Below are 21,967 nucleotides of genomic sequence, written 5' to 3' on the forward strand. Positions count from 1 at the left end.
CGGGGGCGCCGAGGCGGGCATCCCCCCGGAAATGACGTCCAACTCTGACCGGAAACCCCGAGGTCGCTCCCCATGCCCGTTGTGCTCGATCCCGATGCCGCCGCCGTCTACAAGGCCTTCCAGGACGCCGGCCGTCCCGCCTATGAGACCCTGACCGCACCAGAGGCCCGCGCCTATTATTCGCAGGCGCGCTTTGCCACCAATCCTGACGCGCCCGAGCTTGCCCGCGTAGCTTCGCTCTCGATCCCGGCCCCGCACGGCACGATCCCCGCCCGCCTCTACGTGCCCAAGGAGCCGCGCCAGCACGACGGCCTGTCGCCCGCCCTGGTGTTCTTCCATGGCGGCGGCTGGGTAATCGGCGATCTCGACTCCCACGACGTCGTCTGCCGTCAGCTCGCGGTCGAAGGCGCGCTGATCGTGATTTCGGTCGATTACCGCCTCGCGCCCGAGCACAAATTTCCCGCCGCCACCGAGGACGCGGTGGCCGCGACTAGATGGGTTGCCGCCAACGCGCGCAAGCTCGGCATCGACGCTTCGCGCCTGTCGATCGGGGGCGATAGCGCCGGCGGCAATCTCAGCGCCGTCGTGGCGCTCGCCGCGCGCGATGCCGGCGGTCCCGCGCTCGCGGGCCAGGTGCTGATCTATCCCGCCACCGATTTCGCCATGACGCACGGCTCCCACAGCGAGCCCGAGACCAGCGTGCTACTGACCCATTCGGTCATCCGGTGGTTCCGCGACCATTATTTGAACGGAGCCGCCGACATCCACGACTGGCGCGCCTCGCCGGCGCGCGCGCAAGATCTGGCCCGCCTGCCGCCAGCCTACGTGCTGACCGCCGGCGCCGATCCGCTGCGTGACGAAGGCAACGAATATGCCGCGCGGCTCAGCCAGGCCGGCGTGCCCGTCACGACCAAGCACTATCCCGGCCAATTCCATGGCTTCTTCACAATGGGCAAACTGTTGCGAGAGGCCAATGTCGCGGTGAGCGAGATCGGCGCATGGTTGAAGGGATTGGGCTGAGCGCCGTTCCGCATGGCTTCCCCGCTCCAATCGATCGCCGCCGTCCCGCTGCGCGTCCTGACATGGCTCGGCAGCCAGGGCACCCGCGCGGTCGCCGCTGTCGTGTTCATCGCGGCCGCGGTGCCACCGCTCGGCGCATTGCTTCGCCCCTATCTCACCGAGGCCATCCTGTGCCTGCTCTGCATCTCCTTCATGCGGGTCGATCTGGCCGCCCTCTACAGCCATTTGCGCCGGCCCGCGCTGGTTGCGACCGCCACGGCCTGGACCACGATCGGCGTGCCGCTGATCATCGGATTGATCGCGCACGCAACCGGCCTCACGGTCCGCGCGCCCGGGCTTTCGCTTGCACTGATGCTCCAAAGCATGGCCTCGCCGATGATGGCCTCCCCGGCCCTGGCGGCGCTGATGGGTCTCGATGCCACGCTCGTGCTGATCACGCTGGTGACCTCGACCGCGCTGGTGCCGTTCACGGCCTCGATGTTCGCAGGCCTCTTCCTCGGCGACATGCTGAGCATCACGCCGCTGACACTGGGCCTGAAGCTGCTCGGCATCCTCGCCGCATCGCTGCTGGCTGCCACGGTCATCCGACGGATCTTCGGCGCCAAGGCGATCCAGCGTCACAAGACGCCGATCGACGGTCTCAACATCATTATCCTCTTCATCTTCGCTACCGCGATCATGGGCGATGTCGTGAGCGACCTCCTCGCACAGCCGCTTTTCACCGTCAGCCTCGCAGCCCTGTCCTTCGCGATTTACTTCACCCTGCTCGCAATCACCACGCTGCTGTTTCGCCGCATCGGCACCGAGCGCGCGCTGGCACTGGGGCTGATGGTGTCACAGCGCAATCTCGGCCTGATGCTGGCGGCAACGGCCGGCGCCTTGCCGCCCACCACCTGGCTCTACTTCGCGATGACGCAGTTTCCGATTCATCTTGCGCCCTACTTGCTGATGCCGATCGCGCGGCGGCTGACGGGGCCCGATACGTCCAGCACCGCCCCCGCAGGCCGCGTCAGCTAGCCGGCCTGCACTGCGCGTCCGTCCCAGTGCCATGGTCATTCCCCGAGGGCGCGAGACGCCGTCCCGATATGCCGGTCAGCTCTTGTGCCGCTTCATCTTCTTGCATTCCGCCAATATCCAGTCCCGGAATGCCTGCATCGCGTTCGTATGCCGCTTCGATTTCAGGGACGTGAGCCAGTACGATCCGAGATAGACCCTGATATCGTAAGGACAGACCAGCTGCTTGCGCGACACATCCTCTGAAAACAACGCGACTGGCAACAGCGCAACCCCGCCCCCTTGAGCCGCGGCATGCGCCATGGAGACCGACGAGTCGAAGGTCGGACCCGTCATCCGAGGCTGCCTGCATTTCGCGGCATCGAACCACTGTGCCCATTCGCCTGACCGATACGAACGCAACAGCACCTCTTCGTGGAGATCCATTGGAGCTCTGAGACGCTTCGCAACGGACGGCGCGCACATCGGTGCGAAAAGAGCGTCGACCAGACGCTCTGCGTTGGTCCCGTGCCACGCGCCGTCGCCAAATCGAATGGCGTAGTCCAGACCTTCGGCGCCGAGGTCGACGCGATTGTTATTCGCAAAGATCCTTATGTCGACCTGCGGGTGACTTGACGTGAAGCTCTTGAGGCGAGGAACGAGCCAGCCCGACGCGAACGTTCCGACGACGCCAATCATCAGGGTCTCGCGCATGCGACCATTCTCGAACCGGTCCAGCACCTGGTTGATGCGACCGAACGCGTCGGAAATGGCAGGCAACAGTGCCTCGCCTTCCTCTGTCAGAGCCAGCCCGCGAGTTAGTCGCCTGAACAGTTCCACGCGCAGGCTGCGTTCGAGCGTCCGCACCTGCTGGCTCACGGCGGCCTGCGACACACGAAGTTCCAAGCCGGCCTTGGTGAAGCTCAGATGACGCGCGGCAGCCTCGAAGGCGCGGAGCGCGTTCAATGGAAGGCTGGAAACGCTGAGAGGACGGCGGGCCACATCTGATCCAAGTTTTGCTTATGGATGGCCTTACGAACCATCGTTTGTCAATCGCAAGAGCGCGCAGCAAGAAACGCCTACGCTCAATGGGAGTTCACGATGCTAACGCGACGTCAGTTGGGCACATCCACACTTGCGCTCGCAGGAAGCCTTTTCCTGTCGAAAGCCTCGGGCGCTTCAACAGTCGAAGCAACACGACTGTTCGATGCCGTTCAACAACTTGAGATCAAGAGCGGCGGTCGGCTCGGCGTCGCCGTGCTCGATACCAAGACCGGAGCGTCGGTTCATCACAAGGGAGATGAAAGATTTCCCATGTGCAGCACCTTCAAGGTGCTTGCTTCCGCAGCAATACTGAAGGGCGCAGGCGACAAGCTGGACCAGCTCGATCGACGGATCCGGATCGAACAAGCCGACATCGTCGAGAACTCGCCAGTCACCCGTGAGCATGTCGGGCCAGACGGCATGTCGCTCCGCGAGCTCTGCGAGGCCGCGATGACGAGGAGCGACAACACCGCGGGCAACCTGCTTCTGAAGAACATGGGCGGCACCGCCGGCCTCACCGCCTTTGCGCGCAGTCTTGGTGACAACGTGACGCGATTGGACCGGACCGAGACCGAATTGAACGAAGCCGCGCCAGGAGATCCCCGCGACACCACGACTCCGAACGCAATGGCAGAGAATTTCAGGCGTTTGCTGTTCGGCAACGAGCTCATGCCCGAATCTCGCGACCAGCTCGCAAAATGGCTGATCGCAAACAAGACGGGCGATAAACGATTGCGCGCCGGTCTTCCACAAAACTGGCGCGTGGGCGACAAGACCGGAGCCGGCGAATACGGCACCACCAACGACGTTGCGGTGGTCTGGCCGCCGCTGCGTTCGCCGCTCATCATCGCCGTCTACCTCACGGGAGCCTCGCTCGATATGAACGGGCAAAACGAGGTGATCGCTTCCGCGGGACGCGAGGTCGCGAGAGAGTTCGGCTGACTGGTCGCTCACACCGAGGTCCGGCACAGACGATCCCAGAGCGGAACGCTTGTGCCTGGCGCCCTACCCCGCCCGCGCCGCGCGCCGCAGCGCCTGCGGCGGCTGACCGAAGGCGCGGATGAAGGCGCGCCGCATACGCTCGGGGTCGCCGAAGCCGGTCGCCTCCGCGACGAGCTCGATGCCCTCGCGCGAGGACTGCACGCGCTCGCGCGCGACCTCGAGCCGAAGCCGCTCGATCGCCTTCGACGGCGTCGTACCGGTCTCGGCGGCGAAGGCGCGGGCGAAATGCCGCGCGCTCATGCCGGCGCGATCGGCGAGATCTTCCACCGTCAGCGGCGCGTCGAGATTTTCGCGCGCCCAGGACAACAGCGCGCCGAAGCGGCCGTTCGGCGCCTTCAGCTCCAGCAGCGAGGAAAACTGCGACTGGCCGCCGCTGCGGCGATGATAGAGCACGAGCTGCCGCGCGGCCGCCTGCGCGACCTCCTCGCCATAGTCTTCGGTGACCATCGCAAGGGCCAGATCGATGCCTGCGGAGATGCCCGCCGATGTCCACACGTTGCCGTCGCGGGTGAAGATCCGGTCCGGCTCGAACTTGACCTTCGGATAACGCACGACGAATTCGCGCGTCCGGCTCCAATGCGTGGTGGCGCGGCGACCGTCGAGCAGGCCTGCTTCTGCCAGCACGTAGGCGCCCGAGCAGACGCTCGCGACGCGCACGCGGCGCCGCGCCAACCGCTGCACGAAGGCGCGCGTAACCTCGCAGCGCGCGGCCTCCGCAACGCCGACACCACCCGCGATCACCAGCGTGGTGATGGCATTCGCCGACTTGAAATCGCGCGCCATCATCTCGACGCCCGAGGAGCTGCGCACCGGCCCCGCATTCAGCGCCAGCACCCGCAGCGCCAGCGGCTTGCCGGCGCAGCGTGCCGCGACCTCGAATACCGAGATCGGGCCGGCCGCATCGAGCAGCTGGAAATCCGGGAAGACCAAGATGCCGATCATAGCCTATGTCCGAAATAGTGGGAATTATGCCATTTCAGACACATAGGCAGCATGCCAATCTTCGCCCGTCAAGCTCATCTTTGGAAGGAACCCGCCGATGTCGTCACCGCTGCAGATCGGTCTTCTGATATTTCCGCGCGTCACCCAGCTCGACTTCACCGGTCCCTTGCAGGTGTTCGCCATGGTGCCCGGCGCGAAGCTGCATCTGATCTGGAAGCGGATCGAGCCGGTGCCGAGCGATTCCGTGCTGACGCTGACGCCGACCACGACATTCGCCGACTGCCCGCAACTCGACGTGATCTGCGTGCCCGGCGGCGGCGGCACCAATGACCTGCTGGGCGATGACGAGGTGCTCGACTTCCTGCGCAGGCAGGCCGCGGGCGCAAAATACGTCACCTCCGTCTGCACGGGATCGCTGGCGCTCGGCGCCGCAGGCCTGCTGAAGGGCTACCGCGCCGCGACCCATTGGAGCGCGATGGAGATGCTCAGCCAATTCGGCGCGACGCCGACAAAGACGCGCGTCTGCATCGACCGCAATCGTATCACCGGCGGCGGCGTCACCGCTGGAATCGATTTCGCGCTGACGCTGGTGTCGATCCTGGTCGATCGCACTACTGCGGAAGCGATCCAGCTCCAGATGGAATACAATCCGGCACCGCCGTTCAATTCGGGCTCGCCCGAGACAGCGCCGGCCGAAGTGATGGCCCTGCTCCGCCAGCGCGGCGCGCAAAACCAGGCGCTACGTCTGGAGGCGGTGAAGCGCGCGGCCGAGCGGGTGGCGTAACGCGCGTCGATGCTCTCGTGTCCCGGACGCGATGCAGCGCGTAGCGGTGCGGCGCAGAGCCGGGACCCAGGAGCCACACGGGTCGCAGCAGCATGGGCCCCGGCTCCGTAGCGCACCCCTTCGTGCTGCGCAGCGTCCGGGGCACAAGACGTCGCACACGTCCACAACAGAAAAAGGCCGCTTGGTTTCCCAAGCGGCCTTTCCTGTCTTACGGCGGCTGCACATTCACATCGGGCGATTTGGGAGCTTCCAGACCGGGGGCCTATCTCCCGATCGAGTCCTTCCTCGGCGGCCGCTGCATCTCGGGACAGTCGCGAACTGTTGCCCGAACCGAACGCGATGGTCTCCCATCTCCGCAAGATGGGATCATTGAGCCGCATCGCTTGCGTGGCTGCAACGTCCGCGCAGGCGCCATCCCCGCTATTCCCGTAGTCCACAGCGGCTCGGATGCGGATGCGGATGCGGATGCATCCAATCGGGCGATGATGATTCTTGGGCCGAAGTCTTGGGCCGAAGTCTGGGGCCGAAGTCTTGAGCCGAAAGCCTAGCCAGGCGTCCAGGGCTGATAGTCGCCGGTCGCCTTCGGACGCTTGCCGCTGGCGAGGGTCGATCCCGAGGGACGATAGGCCTTCGCCGTGCCGGTCAGATTCGGCTGGTGCGGCTTCTCCCACTCGCGCGGCTGATAATTGGCCTCGGTCGGTGGCACATCGACGACGTGATGGATCCAGCCGTGCCAGGACGGCGGGATCCGGCTCGCTTCGGCGTAACCGTTATAGATCACCCAGCGCCGCTCGAAGCCCAGGGTCGGATCGACCGCTCCGCCCCGGGTGCGATAGTAGAGATTGCCCTGCTCGTCCTGGCCGACCAGCTCCCCGTACCGCTTGGTCCAGAGTTGGGTGCCAAAAGTCTGGCCATTCCACCAGGTGAAGAACTTGAGGAAGAATTGTTTCATGCGCCAAGGGCCCTGCTTCGTCGGGCCCTGATGCCATCCAGGCGGCGAAATGTCCAGTTCGGCGGGGGGCGCTGCCCGCCGCGACACAGGCGCTGCCGCAAATCGGACGTGATCCGTTCATGCCGGGTACAGCAGACGCGAGCAAAGCTCCCATTCACGCGCAAACCGGCGTGATCCCGGGAACCCCAGCCCTTTCATAGGGTTTGCTTCCGGGAAAGGAGTTTACCATGAACAGTCTGAGAGTTTTGAGTGCCGCCGCAGCGCTGGCGCTCGTTTTACCCGTGACCTCACCCAGCTTCGCGCAGAACCCCGCCCCCCGGAGTGTCGGCGGCATCTCAGCCCCCGGCGGCGGTGGTGGCGGCGCGCGTATGGGAGGCGGCGGCGCCGCTTTCCACGGAGGGGGCGGCAATTTTGCAGCCGGCGCAATGGCGCGTCCAAGCGGCGGCAATTTCATAGCCAGCCCGGCGCCCCGCACCGCCGTCTCGCCATCGTTCAGCGGCAGCCGCAGCGTCGCAACGGCGGGCAGCTGGCAAGGCGGAAGCAACTGGCAAGGCGGTAGCAATTGGAGCGGTCGCCAATGGCACCATCATCGCGGCGGCTTCTGGCCCGGCTTCGCGGCGGGGGCTGCGATCGGCGGCCTCGGCTCGTACGCCTATTACGGCGGCGGCTATTACGATGATCCCTACTATTATGGCGACAGCTACTATGACGAGCCATCAGTGGCCGTGGTCCCCGATAGCGGCGATGACTCCGCAGCCTATTGCGCACAGCGTTACAGATCGTATGACCCGGCTTCGGGCACCTATCTTGGTTATGATGGCCAACGGCATCCCTGCCCGTAACCACCCCGGTCACGCGTGAAGGAAGGCGTCGCAGCGCTGCGACGCCTTTTTCGCGCATCACGTGCATATCGCTGACGTAACCCACATCGAGCCAGCCGCCCGCGATGACGCGTACAAATCGAGATAAACGGACCCGTATTCACTGCACCGTGCATATCTCCCTTGATCCAATCCAAAATTGACCCGACACACGATTCGCGGATATCACCAATCTCAGTGGGGACTTCGATCTGCTGGGAAGTGTCATGCCGCGTATTCTCGTGGTTGATGACGATCCGATGGTCGGCGCGACCATCGAGGTCCTCCTCCAACGTCAGGGCTTCGACGTCACGCTGGCCGACGGTGGTGAAGCAGGACTGGCTGCGCTCGAGTCGCAAGCCTTCGACGTGATGCTGGTTGACATCTTCATGCCGCACATGCGCGGCTTCGAGTCGATCCGCATCTTTCACGAGCGCGCACCGGCTACTCCGCTGATCGCGATGTCCGGCTACGCCTTCGCATCATCCGCCTCGCCCTCTCCCGATTTCCTCCGCATGGCGCTGGAGCTCGGCGCAGCGCGCTGCTTGCGCAAGCCGTTCACACCGGAAGCGTTGCTGACCACGATCCGGGAATGCCTCGCAAGCGATAGCGCACAGCCGAAGGACAAGAAAGAAGCCCCTTGATCCCAACGCAGCGCGTCATTCTCGGTGCCGGACTTGCCATCCTCCTGATCATCACCGCGGCCTCGATCGCCCTCGACGTCAAATCGCGGTCCGACGCGACGTGGCTCAACCATACGGTTCAGGTGCAGAAGAAGATCTCCGATCTGCGCGTGCTGCTGCGCCGCGCCGAGAGCGCCGCGCGCGGCTACGAGCTCTACCGCAGCGAGACGTTTGCCGACGAATTCCAGGCGGTGCATGCCCAGATCGCGCCGGCGTTGGCCGATCTCAAGCGCGGGGTGCGCGACAATCCCGACCAGGTCGCGCTGCTGGAAGGCACTGAGCCGCTGGCGCTGCGCCGGATCGAGATCGCGGCCGAAGCGATGCGCCTGCGCGCCGCGAACGACCAGGCTGGCATTGCCGCGCTCAATGGCAAGGCCGAGGGCCGCGGCCTCATGGACACGGTGATGGGCAACCTCGACCATCTGAGCGCGGAAGAAGAGCGCGTGCTCAGCGCGCGCTCCCAGGATTCGCGCCGCACCGGCATCGTGTTGGTCGGAATCGACGTCGCCGGCGCGATGGTAATCCTGCTGCTGGTCGTGATGGTGATGCGTGAAAGCCGGCGCGCTACGGTGCAGCTCCAGACCTCGCTCGAGCAGACACAAGCCGCCAAGCAGGCGCTCGAAGCGGCGGTGGCCGATCGCACGCAGCGCCTGGTGAACGCGCATGACGAGCTGCGCCTGTCCGTCAACGTGCTCCAGAGCACCTTCCACAGCATGGCGGAGGCGGTGCTGGTGATCGACGCCGAGGGCAACGTGCTGCTGTCCAATCCGGCCGCGGAGCGCATGCTGCTGCATCGCGCTGGCATGAACCTGCGCAATCTGCGCGCGCTGTCGGATGTGTTTCACGGCGACGGCGTCACGCCGATGAAGGCCGACGAACTGCCCTCGGTGCGCGTGCTGCGCGGCGAGAAGTTCGAGGATCTGGAGATGATCGTCCGCCCGCACAGCGGCAATCCTCCGCGTCATCTCATGATCAGCGGCCGGCCGATGCTTGACGGGCAAGGCGAGATTTCCGGCGCGGTGCTGGTCTATCACGACGCGACCATGTCGCGCGAGACCGAGCGGCAGCTGTACCAGTCGCAGAAGCTGGACGCGATCGGCAAGCTGACCGGCGGCGTCGCGCACGACTTCAACAACATGCTGACCGTGATCTCCGGCAACACCGAGACGCTGGTGGAAAGCCTGAAGCAGCAGCCCGAGCTGCAGCGCGTGGCGCGGCTGATCGACGATGCCGCCGAGCGCTGCGCCGAGCTGATCCAGCATCTGCTCGCCTTTGCGCGCCGGCAGCCGCTGCAGCCCCGCAACGTCGAGATCAACGCCGCGATATCAGACATCGCAAAGCTGCTGCGCCCCACCCTCGGCGAGCAGATCCAGATCGAGACCGTGCTGGAACAGGGGCCGATGACCGCGCATATCGATCCGTCCCGGCTCACCAACGCCGTGCTCAACATGGCGATCAACGCGCGCGACGCCATGCCGAACGGCGGCAAGCTGCTGCTGGAGACCCACCGCGTCGTGCTGGATGAGGCCTATGCGCTGGCCCATGTGGACGTGACGGCCGGCCCCTACATCATGCTCGCGGTCAGCGACACCGGCACCGGCATGTCGGTGGAGACCCAGCAGAAGGCGTTCGAGCCGTTCTTCACCACCAAGGAGGTCGGCAGGGGATCGGGCCTCGGCCTCTCCATGGTCTACGGCTTCGTCAAGCAATCCGGCGGCCACATCAAGATCTACAGCGAGGAAGCCCACGGCACCACGATCAAGCTCTATCTGCCGCCGGGCGAAGGCATGACGGAGATCGCACCCGCCGCCGCGCCGCCAGCCGAAGGCGGCGCCGAGACCATCTTCGTCGTCGAAGACGACAATCTCGTGCGCAATTTCGTCACGGCACAGCTCCAGAGCCTCGGCTACAAGACGATCGCCGCGCCCGACGGCAAGTCCGCGCTGGACTTGATCGTGGCCGGCCAGAAGTTCGATCTCCTCTTCACCGACGTCGTCATCCCCGGCGGCATGAGCGGGCGCGAGCTCGCCGACGAGGTGGCCAAGCTGCGGCCGGGTGTGAAGGTGCTCTACACCTCCGGTTACACCGACAACGCCATCGTCCATCACGGCAAGCTAGACGACGGCGTGCTGCTGCTGACCAAGCCCTACCGGAGAAACCAGCTCGCGGAGATGATCCGGAAGGCGCTGGGGACTAGCGCGTCGCCAGCACCACCGCGGCCAGCGTAAAGATCAGCGCGGCGATCTGCCCCAGCCCCAGCGGCTCGCCCAGCGCGATCGCGGAGGCGACGACGCCGATCACCGGCACCGCCATGGTGCCGATCGCGGCGACTGAGGCCGGCAGCCGAGCCAGCGCTGCGAACCAGCTGACATAGGCGATGCAGAACTGCACCACGGTGGAATAGATCAAGAGCCACCAGCCGAGCGGCGTCACCTTGGAGAGATGCGTAGTCTCGACCAAAAGGCCGATGATCGAGATCGGCAGGCAGCCGATCCCGATCTGCCAGGCTGCGGCCGCGATCGGCGGCAGCTGGATCGGGTACTTCTTGGAGAACACCGTGCCGACGGCAAAGCCGAGCGCGCCCGCGAGCGCCATGATGATACCCGGCAGCTTCTCCACGCTGGCGGCGATGCCGTTGCCGCCCATGATCGAGGCGAGGCCGACGAAGGCCATCACCAGTCCCAGCGTGCGCAGCAGCGTCGGCCGCTCGCCCAGCACCGGCCAGGCGATGATCGAGGCCCAGACCGGCATCGTATAGGCGATCAGCGCCGCCTCGCTCGCCGGCAGCCAGAGCAGCGCCAGCCCCATCAGCACCATCCAGCCGGTGACGTTGAGCACGGCGGCGGTGAGCAGGCGCGGCCAGATCGCAGCGTCCACCTGCAGGCTCTGCCGGCGCATCACCGCCAGCGCCGCCAGCAGAAGCGCGCCCAGCACCCCCGTCACCCCGCGCAGGGTCAAAGGCGGCAGCTCGGCGAGCAGGAATTTCGTCACCGGCCAGTTGAAGCCCCAGCCGATCGAGGTGATGGCGAGGAACATCAGGCCAGCCGGAGCGATGCGCGGTCGCGACACCGGCCGAGTCGAATCAAGCATGAGGGGGTATCCGGCAAAATCGAGCGTCAGCTTGACGCGGATTCGCGACGCGAACCACCACCGCGGCGGGCATGCCTGCCCTCACCTTCCGTAGGGCTACGTGAGTCCTGCTGACGCAATCCCATCGGCCAAAAAAATACCTGCCCTGTGAACAGCGGGATGAAGCATCCGCAGCATCGCCGAATGCAAATTTTTTCAGTTGGGAATCCCTGAGGACTCACTGATACTTGCCCCCACAACAGGCGCGGCATCGCCCCCTGTTATCCCCCACAATCCACCATATTTAGTATTTGATTCAGGAACTCGCACTAGTTCTTGACGGGCGCAACGGAGAGTCCTAGCTTTCGGTCCGTTCGGCGCGAGTGAGTTTGCGTCCCGCCGGCACTCCCCCAAAGGGTCTCGCAAATCGGCACTCCGCCAAGCCAGCCAAAGGCAGCGGATGAGGGCTTGTCTGCCCGCGAAAGGCGGACTCTTCGGGCGCCAGAACGGGCCGACAACAGGCTCGGATGGCAAGGATAGACGTTGTGACGGTGGGGCGTTGAACGCGTGTCGGGCTCATCCCCTTGGGGGCGGATGTAGCAAGGCATGCCGGCGGGATGATCGATGCACGCATCGAAAAATCGCGTCGGGAGAACAAGGGCCGGGTCCACCGGCTGAACTGCGGAGCCCCAAGGCCAAAACGGCTGACGGCGCCGCGAAACGAAATGTCGACCGGCACGCCTGAACGGAGGCGGGACCGGTCAAAACTTAAGGACGGGGCAAGACGATGCGGATTGAGCGGCGCCACACCACTTCGGGACAGTCACCTTACGCTGGAATCGATTTCCGGCTGACCACGTCGGAGATCAGAAATCCCGACGGCTCGGTCGTGTTCAAGCTCGACAATGTCGAGGTTCCTACCGAGTGGTCGCAGGTCGCCTCCGACGTGCTGGCTCAGAAGTATTTCCGCAAGGCCGGCGTTGCCGCGCGCCTGAAGAAGGTCGAGGAGGAAGCCGTCCCCTCCTTCCTGTGGCGCTCCGTGCCCGACACCGACGCGCTCGCAGCTCTGCCTGAGAAGGAGCGCTATGTCAGCGAGCTCAGCGCCAAACAGGTGTTCGACCGCCTCGCCGGCTGCTGGACCTATTGGGGCTGGAAGGGCAAGTATTTCTCGACCGACGAGGACGCCCAGGCCTTCTACGACGAGCTCCGCTACATGCTCGCCATGCAGATGGTCGCGCCGAACTCGCCGCAATGGTTCAACACCGGGCTGCATTGGGCCTATGGCATCGACGGTCCCGGCCAGGGCCATTATTACGTCGACCCCTTCACCGGCAAGCTGACCAAGTCCAAGTCTGCCTACGAGCACCCGCAGCCGCACGCCTGCTTCATCCAGGGCGTCGGTGACGACCTCGTCAACGAAGGCGGCATCATGGATCTCTGGGTCCGCGAGGCCCGCTTGTTCAAATACGGCTCTGGCACCGGTTCCAACTTCTCGCGCCTGCGCGGCGAAGGCGAGAAGCTTTCCGGCGGCGGCCGCTCGTCCGGCCTGATGAGCTTCCTCAAGATCGGCGACCGCGCCGCCGGCGCGATCAAGTCGGGCGGCACCACCCGCCGCGCCGCCAAGATGGTCGTAGTCGACGTCGATCACCCCGACATCGAGACCTATATCGACTGGAAGGTGAAGGAGGAGCAGAAGGTCGCCGCCCTCGTCACGGGATCGAAGATCAACCAGAAGCACCTCAAGGCGGTGTTGAAGGCCTGCGTCAACTGCGAAGGCTCGGGCGACGACTGCTTCGACCCCGAGAAGAACCCGGCGCTCCGCCGCGAGATCAAGCTCGCACGCCGCAGCCTCGTGCCCGACAATTACATCAAGCGCGTCATCCAGTTTGCCAAGCAAGGCTACAAGGACATCCAGTTCGACACCTACGACACCGACTGGGATAGCGAAGCCTACCTCACGGTTTCAGGCCAGAACTCCAACAATTCGGTCTCGCTGAAGGACGATTTCCTGCGCGCCGTCGAGACTGACGGTGACTGGAATCTGAACGCCCGCACCTCCAAGAAGGTGACCAAGACGCTGAAGGCGCGCGACCTCTGGGAAAAGATCGGCTACGCCGCCTGGGCCTCGGCCGATCCCGGCCTGCACTTCAACACCACCATGAACGACTGGCACACCTGCAAGGCGTCCGGCGACATCCGCGCGTCCAATCCGTGCTCGGAATACATGTTCCTGGACGACACGGCGTGCAATCTCGCCTCGGCGAACCTGCTGACGTTCTACAACACCGAGACCAAGCGCTTCGACGTCGAAGGCTATGAGCATCTCTGCCGGCTCTGGACCATCGTGCTCGAAATCTCCGTGATGATGGCGCAGTTCCCGTCGAAGGCGATCGCCGAGCTCTCCTACGAGTTCCGCACGCTCGGCCTCGGCTACGCCAATATCGGCGGCCTGCTAATGACCATGGGCCTGCCCTACGACAGCAAGGAAGGTCGTGCGCTCTGCGGCGCGCTGACCGCTGTCATGACCGGCATCACCTACAAGACCTCGGCGGAGATCGCCGCCGAGCTCGGCACCTTCCCCGGCTACAAGAAGAACGCGGCGCACATGCTGCGCGTCATCCGCAACCACCGCCGCGCCGCCCACGGCCAGTCGAACGGCTATGAGGCGCTCAGCGTCAACCCGGTGCCGCTCGACCTCGTCTCCTGCCCGCAAGCGGACCTCGTCAGCCACGCCCAGGCGGCCTGGGATGCGGCGCTCGAGCTCGGCGAGCAGCACGGCTATCGCAACGCCCAGACCACGGTGATCGCGCCGACCGGCACGATCGGCCTCGTGATGGATTGCGACACCACCGGCATCGAGCCCGACTTCGCCCTGGTGAAGTTCAAGAAGCTCGCCGGCGGCGGCTACTTCAAGATCATCAACCGCGCGGTCCCCGCCGCGCTGCGCGCGCTCGGCTATCGCGAGAGCGAGATCGCGGAGATCGAAGCCTATGCCGTCGGCCACGGCTCGCTTTCCAACGCGCCCGGCATCAACGCCTCGACCCTCAAGGCCAAAGGCTTCACCGATGAAGCCATCGCCAAGGTCGAGAAGGCCCTGCCGACCGCCTTCGACATCAAGTTCGCCTTCAACAAGTGGACCTTTGGCGAGGATTTCATCCGCGACCAGCTCGGCATCGGTGCCGAGGCGATCGCGGCCCCCGGCTTCGACCTGCTCCAGGCCGTCGGCTTCACCAAGCGCGAGATCGAGGCGGCCAACGTCCACATCTGCGGCGCCATGACGGTGGAAGGTGCCCCGCACCTCAAGGCCGAGCACTATCCGGTGTTCGACTGCGCCAATCCCTGCGGCAAGATCGGCAAGCGTTATCTGTCGGTCGAGAGCCACATCCGCATGATGGCGGCCGCGCAGCCCTTCATCTCGGGTGCGATCTCCAAGACCATCAACATGCCGAACGACGCCACCGTGGAGGACTGCAAGTCCGCCTACATGCTGTCGTGGAAGCTCGCTTTGAAAGCCAACGCGCTCTATCGCGACGGCTCCAAGCTCTCCCAGCCGCTCAACTCGCAGCTCATCTCTGACGATGACGATGAGGACGATGCGGTCGAGCAGCTCTATGAGAAGCCGCTTGCCGCGCGGACCGCCCAGGTCTCCGAGAAGATCGTCGAGAAGCTGGTCGAGCGCATCATCGTGATGCGCGAGCGCGAGAAGATGCCGGATCGCCGCAAGGGCTACACCCAAAAGGCCGTCGTCGGCGGCCACAAGGTCTACTTGCGCACCGGTGAATATGACGACGGCCGTCTCGGCGAGATCTTCATCGACATGCACAAGGAAGGCGCGGCGCTCCGCTCCTTCATCAACAACTTCGCCATCGCGGTGTCGCTCGGCTTGCAATACGGCGTGCCGCTCGACGAATATGTCGACGCCTTCACCTTCACCCGCTTCGAGCCGGCGGGCCCCGTGCAGGGCAACGACAGCATCAAGTACGCGACTTCGATCCTCGACTACGTCTTCCGCGAGCTGGCGGTGAGCTACATGTCGCGGTTCGACCTCGCCCACGTCGATCCCAACGAGACCGGCTTCGACGCGCTCGGCAAGGGCGTCGAGGAGGGCAAGGAGCCGGATGACGAGAGCAACCACCACGCGACCCGCCTGGTCTCGCGCGGCCTCACCCGCTCCCGCACCGACAACCTCGTCGTGATGCGCGGCGGCTCGACCATCGCCGAGCTCGGAAAGACCTCGGACGGACCGCGGATGGCATTTTCTTCTCCCGAGGCAAGGGCTGAAGGAATGGTAGAAGGTGCAGTCGCACTAAAACAGGGCGCCCAAACAGACCTTTCTCCAACCGACAAGCTTGAGCAACTGCAGTGGAGTAAAGCCGGCAGCGCCACGACCGCCGTCCCCTCCAAGGCCGAGCGCCGGGCGGAAGCGAAGGCGAAGGGCTACGAGGGTGAGATGTGCTCAGAGTGTGGGAACTTTACCTTGGTCCGGAACGGAACCTGCATGAAGTGTGACACATGCGGCTCCACTACTGGATGTTCGTAATGGAGTGACAAATGGCTCGGGACTACCGCGTCCGGATACGTTCGCGAGAAGACATCGCCGAGATTGCGATGGCGTGGTGGTCCCTTGCCCGCTCGGGTCAGCACTCATTCAACATCTGCAAATTCGTACTTAATGTTTTGCCCGACTACATAAAGGGCAAAGGCAAGTTAGTCGTCGAGTTCTATGATCAAAGTCTCGGCGATAGCCAAGCCTATGTCACATTCGGCCCGCTAACGCTTCACGTCGACCGTAAGATCTGGAATGCGGCGGACCGCGGCGAGCCGTATGCTCGCTACATCGTCGCTCATGAAGTCGGCCATCTTGTACTGCACGACCAGCACGCGGTCGCCTTCTCTGAAGAGGAGGCTGCCCTCCTAAACTACGTTCAAAACGAAGAATCGGCCGAGTGGCAGGCGCACGTATTTGCTGCTCTCTTCCTGGTACCTGATCACATCGCCCTAAGATTGAACGATGCGGATCTAATTGCTGGTCTTTGTGTGGTGACCGACAGATTGGCAGCTAGCTGCCTCGACGACGCTAAGAACGCCAAACTGATTGCCACTCCTCGCTACGAAGGCGAGATGTGCTCCGGCTGCGGCAACTTCACCCTCTTGCGAGATGGGATCGGCATGAAGTGCGATACCTGCGGCTCTAAGACAGGCTATTCGTGACATGTAGGACGCGCCACGGTAACTGACGCTTGGCTAGAAGCGCTAAATCGTGGGACATGCCGAGGAGGTACCCCCTGGGTTGGCTTACTTGCAACAATACTCGTTTTACGAGATCTTCTGACTGTTCGTCGCACGAAGAGCGGCTGTTAATCCGACGTGCAAGCAAGATTCAGATGGCCACCAGCTAGTCGCTAATCTTAGTAGCGCATCTGCCTGACACTAACGCCTTTAAGGCAACTCGGTCGATCAAATCACCGGACGGACGATTACCCGAATGAACGAACCCAATATCAACGAAATTGCCGCAACAGTCATTCAAGGGCAGATTAGCAATGCCCTCTCTGCCGTCTCAAAGACCTTTAAGTCCGCGGTAGCCAAGGTACTAGAGATAATCACAAAAGATCTAACAAGATATACTGCGTCAAAAATCAAGAAGTGCTCGCACGTTAAGACCCCAATCATCAATCGCGACCACTCGGTCTACATATTCGACATCTACGTTCAGACACGACTGAAGACGAGAGAACACATCGTCAGAGACGACAGCTTCATCGAGACGCTCGCCAACAATGACAGCGTTGTCATATCGGGCAGCGCAGGTAGCGGAAAATCGATGTTTATGCGCTACCTATTTTTGAAGCTGTGCAACGAGAAGCGCTCCAAAATTCCGCTCTTCTTTGAGCTGCGAGACATCAACGTCTCCGACAAAAAAGATCTACAGAAATTTCTCTATTACAATCTGATCGGATCGAGCGCGACCATCTCAGAAAGCCAGTTTTTAGATAGCCTTAAGGCCGGCGTCTTTTCTTTAATCCTCGATGGTTTTGACGAAATCAACCACACGGACCGCAAAGAGATCGAGTCACAGATTCGCAAACTGCGCGAGCAATGTCCCGACCTACAGATCATCGTCTCAAGCCGCCCCGACAGCGATCAACGAACTGAGAGTTGGCAAACTTTTCGCACGGTATATGTGCAACCGATGGAGGAGTATCAATTCACCGAATTGATCGAAAAACTGCGATATGACGCAAAGATCAAGGAAAAATTCCTAAGAGACGCAAAAGGAGTTCTTTTTCAAACACACAAGACATTTCTATCGAATCCACTGCTCTGCATAATGATGCTCGTTACCTTCGCACAGACTGGACATATTCCGACCAAGCGACACGTATTTTATGAGCGCGCCTTCGACGCGCTTTTCGCCCTCCATGATACAGCCAAAGAAGGTGTCTATAAGCGAAAGACCTATTCGGATCTCTCAATTGACGACTTTCGAAATTGCTTATCTGCCTTCTGCATCATTACGTATTTGAAGGAGCAACTGGTCTTTTCGCGCACCGCCCTTCGAGAAGCTTTGCGTCAAGCCCTTGAACTCGAAAAGCTGAAAGTTAACATCGACGACGTCATCAACGATATGGTCGAGTCGACCTGCCTCATCCAAGTTGAAGGTACGGATTTCGTATTCACCCATCGTTCTTTCCAAGAATACTTTGCAGCTGTATTCATCTCGCGCAGTCCCGCAGCCGGGGTTGGCACCCTGCTAGATCTGGCGAGCCGGCGACGAACCGACGACGTGGTCAATTTGGCGTTTTCGATCAATCGCGGACTGATAGAACGCGAGTGGATAATACCGACATTGGACCAGCTGCTTGGCTCGTCTACGGCTCGCGTGGCTGGGAACGCTCCGATTCGATTTCTCAAAGAACACATCGGCGGAGTAATCCTCGGCACCAACAGCCAGGCTGGCGCTAGCATTGGCATCTTCTTTGCGATGCACGGCACTAAATTCTTGAGCATCGCAAATCTCTACCGCAATTCAGTTCCGGGCATAGCATCCCTAGTTTTCGAAGCCGGCGCTCCGGATCGAGAAAGAGCGAATGCTGCATACGTTAACATGGTGAGGACTAGAGATCATAGGCTCCTCAAGAGCACCAGAGTTTCCGACATTAACGTTCGTAGCAGAAGCTCAATCCGCGCATCAAACGTATTTGAATTAACGGAGGCTGACGGTGATTGGATTATGGAGACTTCAATTCCAACTCGGGTCACGCAATTTCTAACGGCCGCACAGGAGGTTCTTGACCAATGCAAAGCCGAGGCCCAGACCCAAGTAGATGTTCTTCGCATGCTTACGCCACGAGGCTATTGATTCCGAGGCATGGAGGCAAGATGGACAACCGTCGAGCAAGTAGGATGCTTTTTTGGGAAAATGAGTGCTGTTAGCGCTAGCCGCATGCAAATATATCCTCCATGATTGCTGTCATAGGTTTCGCTTAGCTGCGACCATTCTACACACAGGAACATAGCCGCCCTCCGCCGATCGTGGCCACCTCTGCCCGATCAGCCCGCTTGCATCACGCCGCCTTCGCCTGCTCCGGCGATGCCATGTCCATCGCGCATGTAGAGGTCGAGCAGACTTTCGCGCTTCTCGCGCTCGTTCTTGTCTTGCTTGCGCAGCTTGATGACCTCCTTGAGGCAATTACAGGGATAGTGCATTACATTCACTCGCCCGATCCCCACCACCGAAATTGCCCTTGCGGTCGAGCCCTTCCCTCCTAAACTCCGACCACCGCCGGCATGGGTTCCGACGGGCCCGGTAGCAGCGGAGTGAAGTCATGCCCAAACCGGAAAGCTTCCCGATCGAGAAGATCTTCGTTCCCACGAAACTGAAGAAGGCCATCAAGCCCGAGATCGTCGGGGAGATCGCGGAAAGTATTCTGGACATCGGACAACAGGCCCCCATTTCCGTTCGGCGCGACGGAGACCGCCTCGTTCTGGTCGAGGGACTGCATCGGTTAGAGGCCTGTAAGGCGCTCGGCGAGACAACCATTCTCGGCGTCCTAGTCCCGGCCGAGCTTGCTCAGCACAAGCCGCTGCTATCCGAACGCCCCGAAGTCGAGGCCGAGCGCATCAAGATGGCGCGATTGAAACAGTTGCGCCTCGAGAAGGAAGCCGCGGAGGCATCGACGGCTGCCCTGAAGCGCGTCAGTGCAACGGAAGCGCCGCGCGCCCGTCCGGCGAAAGGCGTCCGCGACAATCCGAAGGCATCACCGGGCCGGGCTGCGAAATTGCCACCGAAATCATTGTCGGACTGGATCACGCAGCAAAAGGGCAGCGGCGGCCGCTATTGATGTCGGCGCCAGAATTTCGATGCCGGCGCGCCACGGCCGTCCCGCGGGTATCTGGATCGGCGGCTTCTTGCCGGATGCGTCGAAGATGCAGCGGCAAAATCTCACCACATGGCCGCCACGCAAGCGACAGCCCACAATCGCGATTTCAGCGCAAACGCGACGGAGGCTCGCGGCTTCATCGATATTCAGGAGCCATTTGCAATGTTGAGTGCGGTGGAAAACAAGCCAGCGGGAAAATCCGGCCGGCGCGGCGGGAAGAAGAAGTCGGGGCAACGGACCGGGGCCGGCGAGCAACGCGCAAGTGCAGCGCATCAATTGCCGGATGCCTCGGCGGAGAACAGGCAAGAGATCCAGCTGGGGACCGAGCAAGAGTCGAGCCGACAGATCAGTGCGGAGATACCTTCGGCTGCAGCCTTGCCGGACGAGGCTTCCGGGATGGAGATCGCTGCAAGCCGCCCGTCGCACCGGTCGAACCCTTCCGGGCCAGCACGCAGGCGATTGCCGACGCCTATAGCGGCTACATCAGGACGTCGCTTGAGCAAGCCTGGAGCTTCCTGGGAAAGCTCGCGACGGCGCGTTCACCCGTCGAGGCCTTTGAGATTCAGATGGAGTACACGAAACAGGCGTGCGATTCGTTTGTCGCCGAATCCCAGAAGATCGCCGAGTTGCATGAACAATTGACCAGACAAAGGGTCATGCATTTTGAGGGATTCGTGGCCAGGCTCACCCAGACGACGCTCGAAATCCGCGCGATACGTCACTAACGACAGCGAAGCGCGGTCCGCCGGCGTAACGCACCACCTTTCCGCGCGCCGAGATGAAGGAGGTGGGTTACGCCGAGCGATTGCGCTTTGCGCCGTCGCGGAGCTAACCCACCCTACCGCGCTTAACGACCGCCTGGAGTTCAGTACCCTGACTTCGAGCCGGTGGTCGGCCTCGTGCTCGCGCCGGTGGTTTGACCTGGAGCGTAGCTCGACGCCCCGGGGGTGGTCTTCGAGGCCTTCGCGTGGCGCATCGCGTGATGCTTCTTATGTCCAGGAGCGTAGCTGGAAGCGCCCTTGGAACCCGTCTGCTGCATCTCCTGACCCGGCGTCTTGCTCGATACACCCTGAGCAAACACGGCCGGCGCTGCAGCCATGACAACGGCAGCAGAGAGCGCGATGATCAGTGCTTTCATATCGTCCTCCTCCCAACAAGCCCCTCAATGGAACGAAATGAACCACCGCCCGTTCCTCTGAACGTTCATAATGGGTTTGGACTTTCCAGGCTGGGCGCGCGCCTTCGATGACCTGGCCACCGCCTCGGCTAGCCGGTTTTCTTGCTCCGCAGCGCTTCGTGCGGGTGGCGGCGATCGCCACGTCGATTCGACTTGCGAACGTAGGTGACGAGCGCCTCGGGGTTCTCGAGCTTGATCTTGAGCGCCGCGACCAACGCGTCCTCGGCATCGATCGTGAGCGCCTTGGCGCGCGACCCGAGCTTCAACCCGACCGTATACGACGTCATGGCCGACTCCACAAATCCAAGCTTCCACACTAGCGCAACCGGCGTCCCTCCGAAACGTGTAACCTCCCTGCACGAGGTCGAAAGGCAAGACCGATCACGACTGTTCGATCAGGATCGGTGAACCGAGCTCTTCGAACCGAAAGAGCTGAAACACCCGCTGGCCATTGAAGTCGAGCACTCTCAAATCATCGGTCTCGTGCAGGTTGCTTTCAACCGCCTGAAAGTGCCCGCCGTAGCGCTCCCTGGCGAGCGACAAGGGAACCTCGAACGCAACGAACTTGCCGATACCTTTTTGCCTGAGCACCCCAAGAAGTTTCAGGTCGTTCAGGGACTCATGCGAGGTGAGAACAAGCAGCGGACCGCTCGCCGTAAGCAGCAAAAGCGATTTCATCGGATCCTCCTTTGCACCCTACCTGACTTTCGCCAGGCACTCCTTCAGGCGCTCCAGCTCCGTACGAACCTGGGCCTCCATGGCGTCTTGCAATGCGAGGATGCCCCTGCTGGACAATTCTGCAGAGGCCTTTCTGTCCAGATTCTGCTTCCAATCCCGGATGCCTTGCTTGGTGGCCCGTTGGGCCTCCGACGTAGTCTTCGCGTATTCCTTCATGCAGGCGTCGGCCATTGCGCATGTCTGGCACTCCTGGGCGGCGGCCGGACTTGAAAGAAGCAGGGCGAGTATCGCGGTAGGGATCCTCATTGCGATTCCTGCCCCGATAGCATAGCACGTCGCAGGGATGCCTGGGGATGCAGCCCCCGGCTGTTTCAGCGCC

Annotated in this window: 21 protein-coding genes; 12 read left to right on the forward strand and 9 right to left on the reverse strand. The window is 62.5% G+C overall.

Annotated elements, in window-relative coordinates:
* Positions 1-72 precede the first annotated feature (72 nt).
* Together lipP1 and UNPA324_RS02200 are read left to right on the forward strand one after the other, a co-directional pair.
* On the forward strand, positions 73-1,020 hold the full coding sequence (gene lipP1 / locus UNPA324_RS02195; protein ID WP_141933246.1) for a LipP1 family hormone-sensitive lipase: 948 nt from the start codon (positions 73-75) through the stop codon (positions 1,018-1,020).
* A gap of 12 nt (positions 1,021-1,032) precedes the next feature.
* The gene (locus UNPA324_RS02200) at positions 1,033-2,037 is read left to right on the forward strand and encodes a Na+-dependent transporter (protein ID WP_141933248.1); all 1,005 of its coding nucleotides are present in this window, start codon (positions 1,033-1,035) and stop codon (positions 2,035-2,037) included.
* Between the two features lie 75 nt (positions 2,038-2,112).
* On the opposite strand, the gene UNPA324_RS02205 is transcribed toward UNPA324_RS02200, so the two are convergent.
* Positions 2,113-3,015: a LysR family transcriptional regulator gene (locus tag UNPA324_RS02205; RefSeq protein WP_128920720.1), complete on the reverse strand. Its 903-nt coding sequence runs from the start codon at positions 3,013-3,015 to the stop codon at positions 2,113-2,115.
* 99 nt (positions 3,016-3,114) lie between these two features.
* Between UNPA324_RS02205 and bla the strand changes: the two genes are divergently transcribed.
* Positions 3,115-3,999: a class A beta-lactamase gene (gene bla / locus UNPA324_RS02210; RefSeq protein ID WP_141938646.1), complete on the forward strand. Its 885-nt coding sequence runs from the start codon at positions 3,115-3,117 to the stop codon at positions 3,997-3,999.
* A gap of 63 nt (positions 4,000-4,062) precedes the next feature.
* On the opposite strand, the gene UNPA324_RS02215 is transcribed toward bla, so the two are convergent.
* Positions 4,063-5,001 carry a GlxA family transcriptional regulator gene (locus tag UNPA324_RS02215; RefSeq protein WP_128920718.1) on the reverse strand — a complete coding sequence of 313 codons (939 nt, stop codon included), beginning with the start codon at positions 4,999-5,001 and terminating at the stop codon, positions 4,063-4,065.
* 97 nt (positions 5,002-5,098) lie between these two features.
* Here UNPA324_RS02215 and UNPA324_RS02220 point away from each other — a divergent pair, with 97 nt between their 5' ends.
* Entirely contained in the window at positions 5,099-5,785 is a 687-nt protein-coding gene (locus UNPA324_RS02220; RefSeq protein ID WP_141933250.1) for a DJ-1/PfpI family protein, read from the forward strand.
* Positions 5,786-6,329: 544 nt separating this feature from the next.
* Here UNPA324_RS02220 and UNPA324_RS02225 read toward each other — a convergent pair.
* Entirely contained in the window at positions 6,330-6,737 is a 408-nt protein-coding gene (locus tag UNPA324_RS02225) for an NADH:ubiquinone oxidoreductase subunit NDUFA12 (RefSeq protein WP_128920716.1), read from the reverse strand.
* Between the two features lie 227 nt (positions 6,738-6,964).
* Between UNPA324_RS02225 and UNPA324_RS02230 the strand changes: the two genes are divergently transcribed.
* From UNPA324_RS02230 to UNPA324_RS02240, 3 genes are all read left to right on the forward strand, one after another.
* Complete coding sequence (locus UNPA324_RS02230; protein WP_128920715.1) at positions 6,965-7,579, forward strand: BA14K family protein; 615 nt, start codon at positions 6,965-6,967, stop codon at positions 7,577-7,579.
* Between the two features lie 245 nt (positions 7,580-7,824).
* Positions 7,825-8,241: a response regulator gene (locus UNPA324_RS02235; RefSeq protein ID WP_128920714.1), complete on the forward strand. Its 417-nt coding sequence runs from the start codon at positions 7,825-7,827 to the stop codon at positions 8,239-8,241.
* Positions 8,238-10,508, forward strand: a complete 2,271-nt coding sequence (locus UNPA324_RS02240; RefSeq protein WP_141933254.1) for a CHASE3 domain-containing protein — start codon at positions 8,238-8,240, stop codon at positions 10,506-10,508. The genes UNPA324_RS02235 and UNPA324_RS02240 overlap by 4 nt, the downstream gene beginning before the upstream one ends.
* Here UNPA324_RS02240 and UNPA324_RS02245 read toward each other — a convergent pair.
* Positions 10,474-11,370 (reverse strand): DMT family transporter, encoded by an 897-nt coding sequence (locus UNPA324_RS02245; protein WP_141933256.1) that lies wholly within the window; start codon positions 11,368-11,370, stop codon positions 10,474-10,476. The two genes, UNPA324_RS02240 and UNPA324_RS02245, sit on opposite strands and share 35 nt — an antisense overlap.
* Positions 11,371-12,136: 766 nt before the next feature.
* On the opposite strand from UNPA324_RS02245, the gene UNPA324_RS02250 reads away from it, so the two are divergent.
* The 3 genes from UNPA324_RS02250 to UNPA324_RS02260 all read left to right on the forward strand — a co-directional run bounded on the left by UNPA324_RS02250 (position 12,137) and on the right by UNPA324_RS02260 (position 18,712).
* The gene (locus UNPA324_RS02250; protein ID WP_141933261.1) at positions 12,137-15,889 is read left to right on the forward strand and encodes a vitamin B12-dependent ribonucleotide reductase; all 3,753 of its coding nucleotides are present in this window, start codon (positions 12,137-12,139) and stop codon (positions 15,887-15,889) included.
* 11 nt (positions 15,890-15,900) lie between these two features.
* On the forward strand, positions 15,901-16,560 hold the full coding sequence (locus UNPA324_RS02255; protein ID WP_141933264.1) for an ImmA/IrrE family metallo-endopeptidase: 660 nt from the start codon (positions 15,901-15,903) through the stop codon (positions 16,558-16,560).
* Between the two features lie 274 nt (positions 16,561-16,834).
* Complete coding sequence (locus UNPA324_RS02260; RefSeq protein ID WP_141933267.1) at positions 16,835-18,712, forward strand: NACHT domain-containing protein; 1,878 nt, start codon at positions 16,835-16,837, stop codon at positions 18,710-18,712.
* Between the two features lie 191 nt (positions 18,713-18,903).
* Here the strand turns inward: UNPA324_RS02260 and UNPA324_RS02265 are convergent, their stop codons facing one another.
* Positions 18,904-19,059 carry a GapR family DNA-binding domain-containing protein gene (locus tag UNPA324_RS02265; RefSeq protein ID WP_141933270.1) on the reverse strand — a complete coding sequence of 52 codons (156 nt, stop codon included), beginning with the start codon at positions 19,057-19,059 and terminating at the stop codon, positions 18,904-18,906.
* Between the two features lie 119 nt (positions 19,060-19,178).
* Here UNPA324_RS02265 and UNPA324_RS02270 point away from each other — a divergent pair, with 119 nt between their 5' ends.
* Positions 19,179-19,694: a ParB N-terminal domain-containing protein gene (locus UNPA324_RS02270; RefSeq protein ID WP_141933273.1), complete on the forward strand. Its 516-nt coding sequence runs from the start codon at positions 19,179-19,181 to the stop codon at positions 19,692-19,694.
* Between the two features lie 74 nt (positions 19,695-19,768).
* Positions 19,769-20,458: a phasin family protein gene (locus UNPA324_RS02275; protein ID WP_246667094.1), complete on the forward strand. Its 690-nt coding sequence runs from the start codon at positions 19,769-19,771 to the stop codon at positions 20,456-20,458.
* Between the two features lie 140 nt (positions 20,459-20,598).
* On the opposite strand, the gene UNPA324_RS02280 is transcribed toward UNPA324_RS02275, so the two are convergent.
* From UNPA324_RS02280 to UNPA324_RS02295, 4 genes are all read right to left on the reverse strand, one after another.
* A complete protein-coding gene (locus UNPA324_RS02280; RefSeq protein WP_246667095.1) occupies positions 20,599-20,871 on the reverse strand; it encodes a hypothetical protein in 273 nt (90 codons plus the stop codon).
* Between the two features lie 128 nt (positions 20,872-20,999).
* Positions 21,000-21,197 (reverse strand): hypothetical protein, encoded by a 198-nt coding sequence (locus UNPA324_RS02285; protein ID WP_141933275.1) that lies wholly within the window; start codon positions 21,195-21,197, stop codon positions 21,000-21,002.
* Positions 21,198-21,291: 94 nt separating this feature from the next.
* Entirely contained in the window at positions 21,292-21,588 is a 297-nt protein-coding gene (locus UNPA324_RS02290; protein WP_100234502.1) for a cytosolic protein, read from the reverse strand.
* A gap of 18 nt (positions 21,589-21,606) precedes the next feature.
* Positions 21,607-21,819, reverse strand: a complete 213-nt coding sequence (locus tag UNPA324_RS02295) for a hypothetical protein (RefSeq protein WP_246667096.1) — start codon at positions 21,817-21,819, stop codon at positions 21,607-21,609.
* Between the last annotated feature and the right edge of the window lie 148 nt (positions 21,820-21,967).

The organism is Bradyrhizobium sp. UNPA324 (assembly GCF_006658635.1).
In the GTDB taxonomy this organism is placed as follows: domain Bacteria; phylum Pseudomonadota; class Alphaproteobacteria; order Rhizobiales; family Xanthobacteraceae; genus Bradyrhizobium; species Bradyrhizobium nanningense.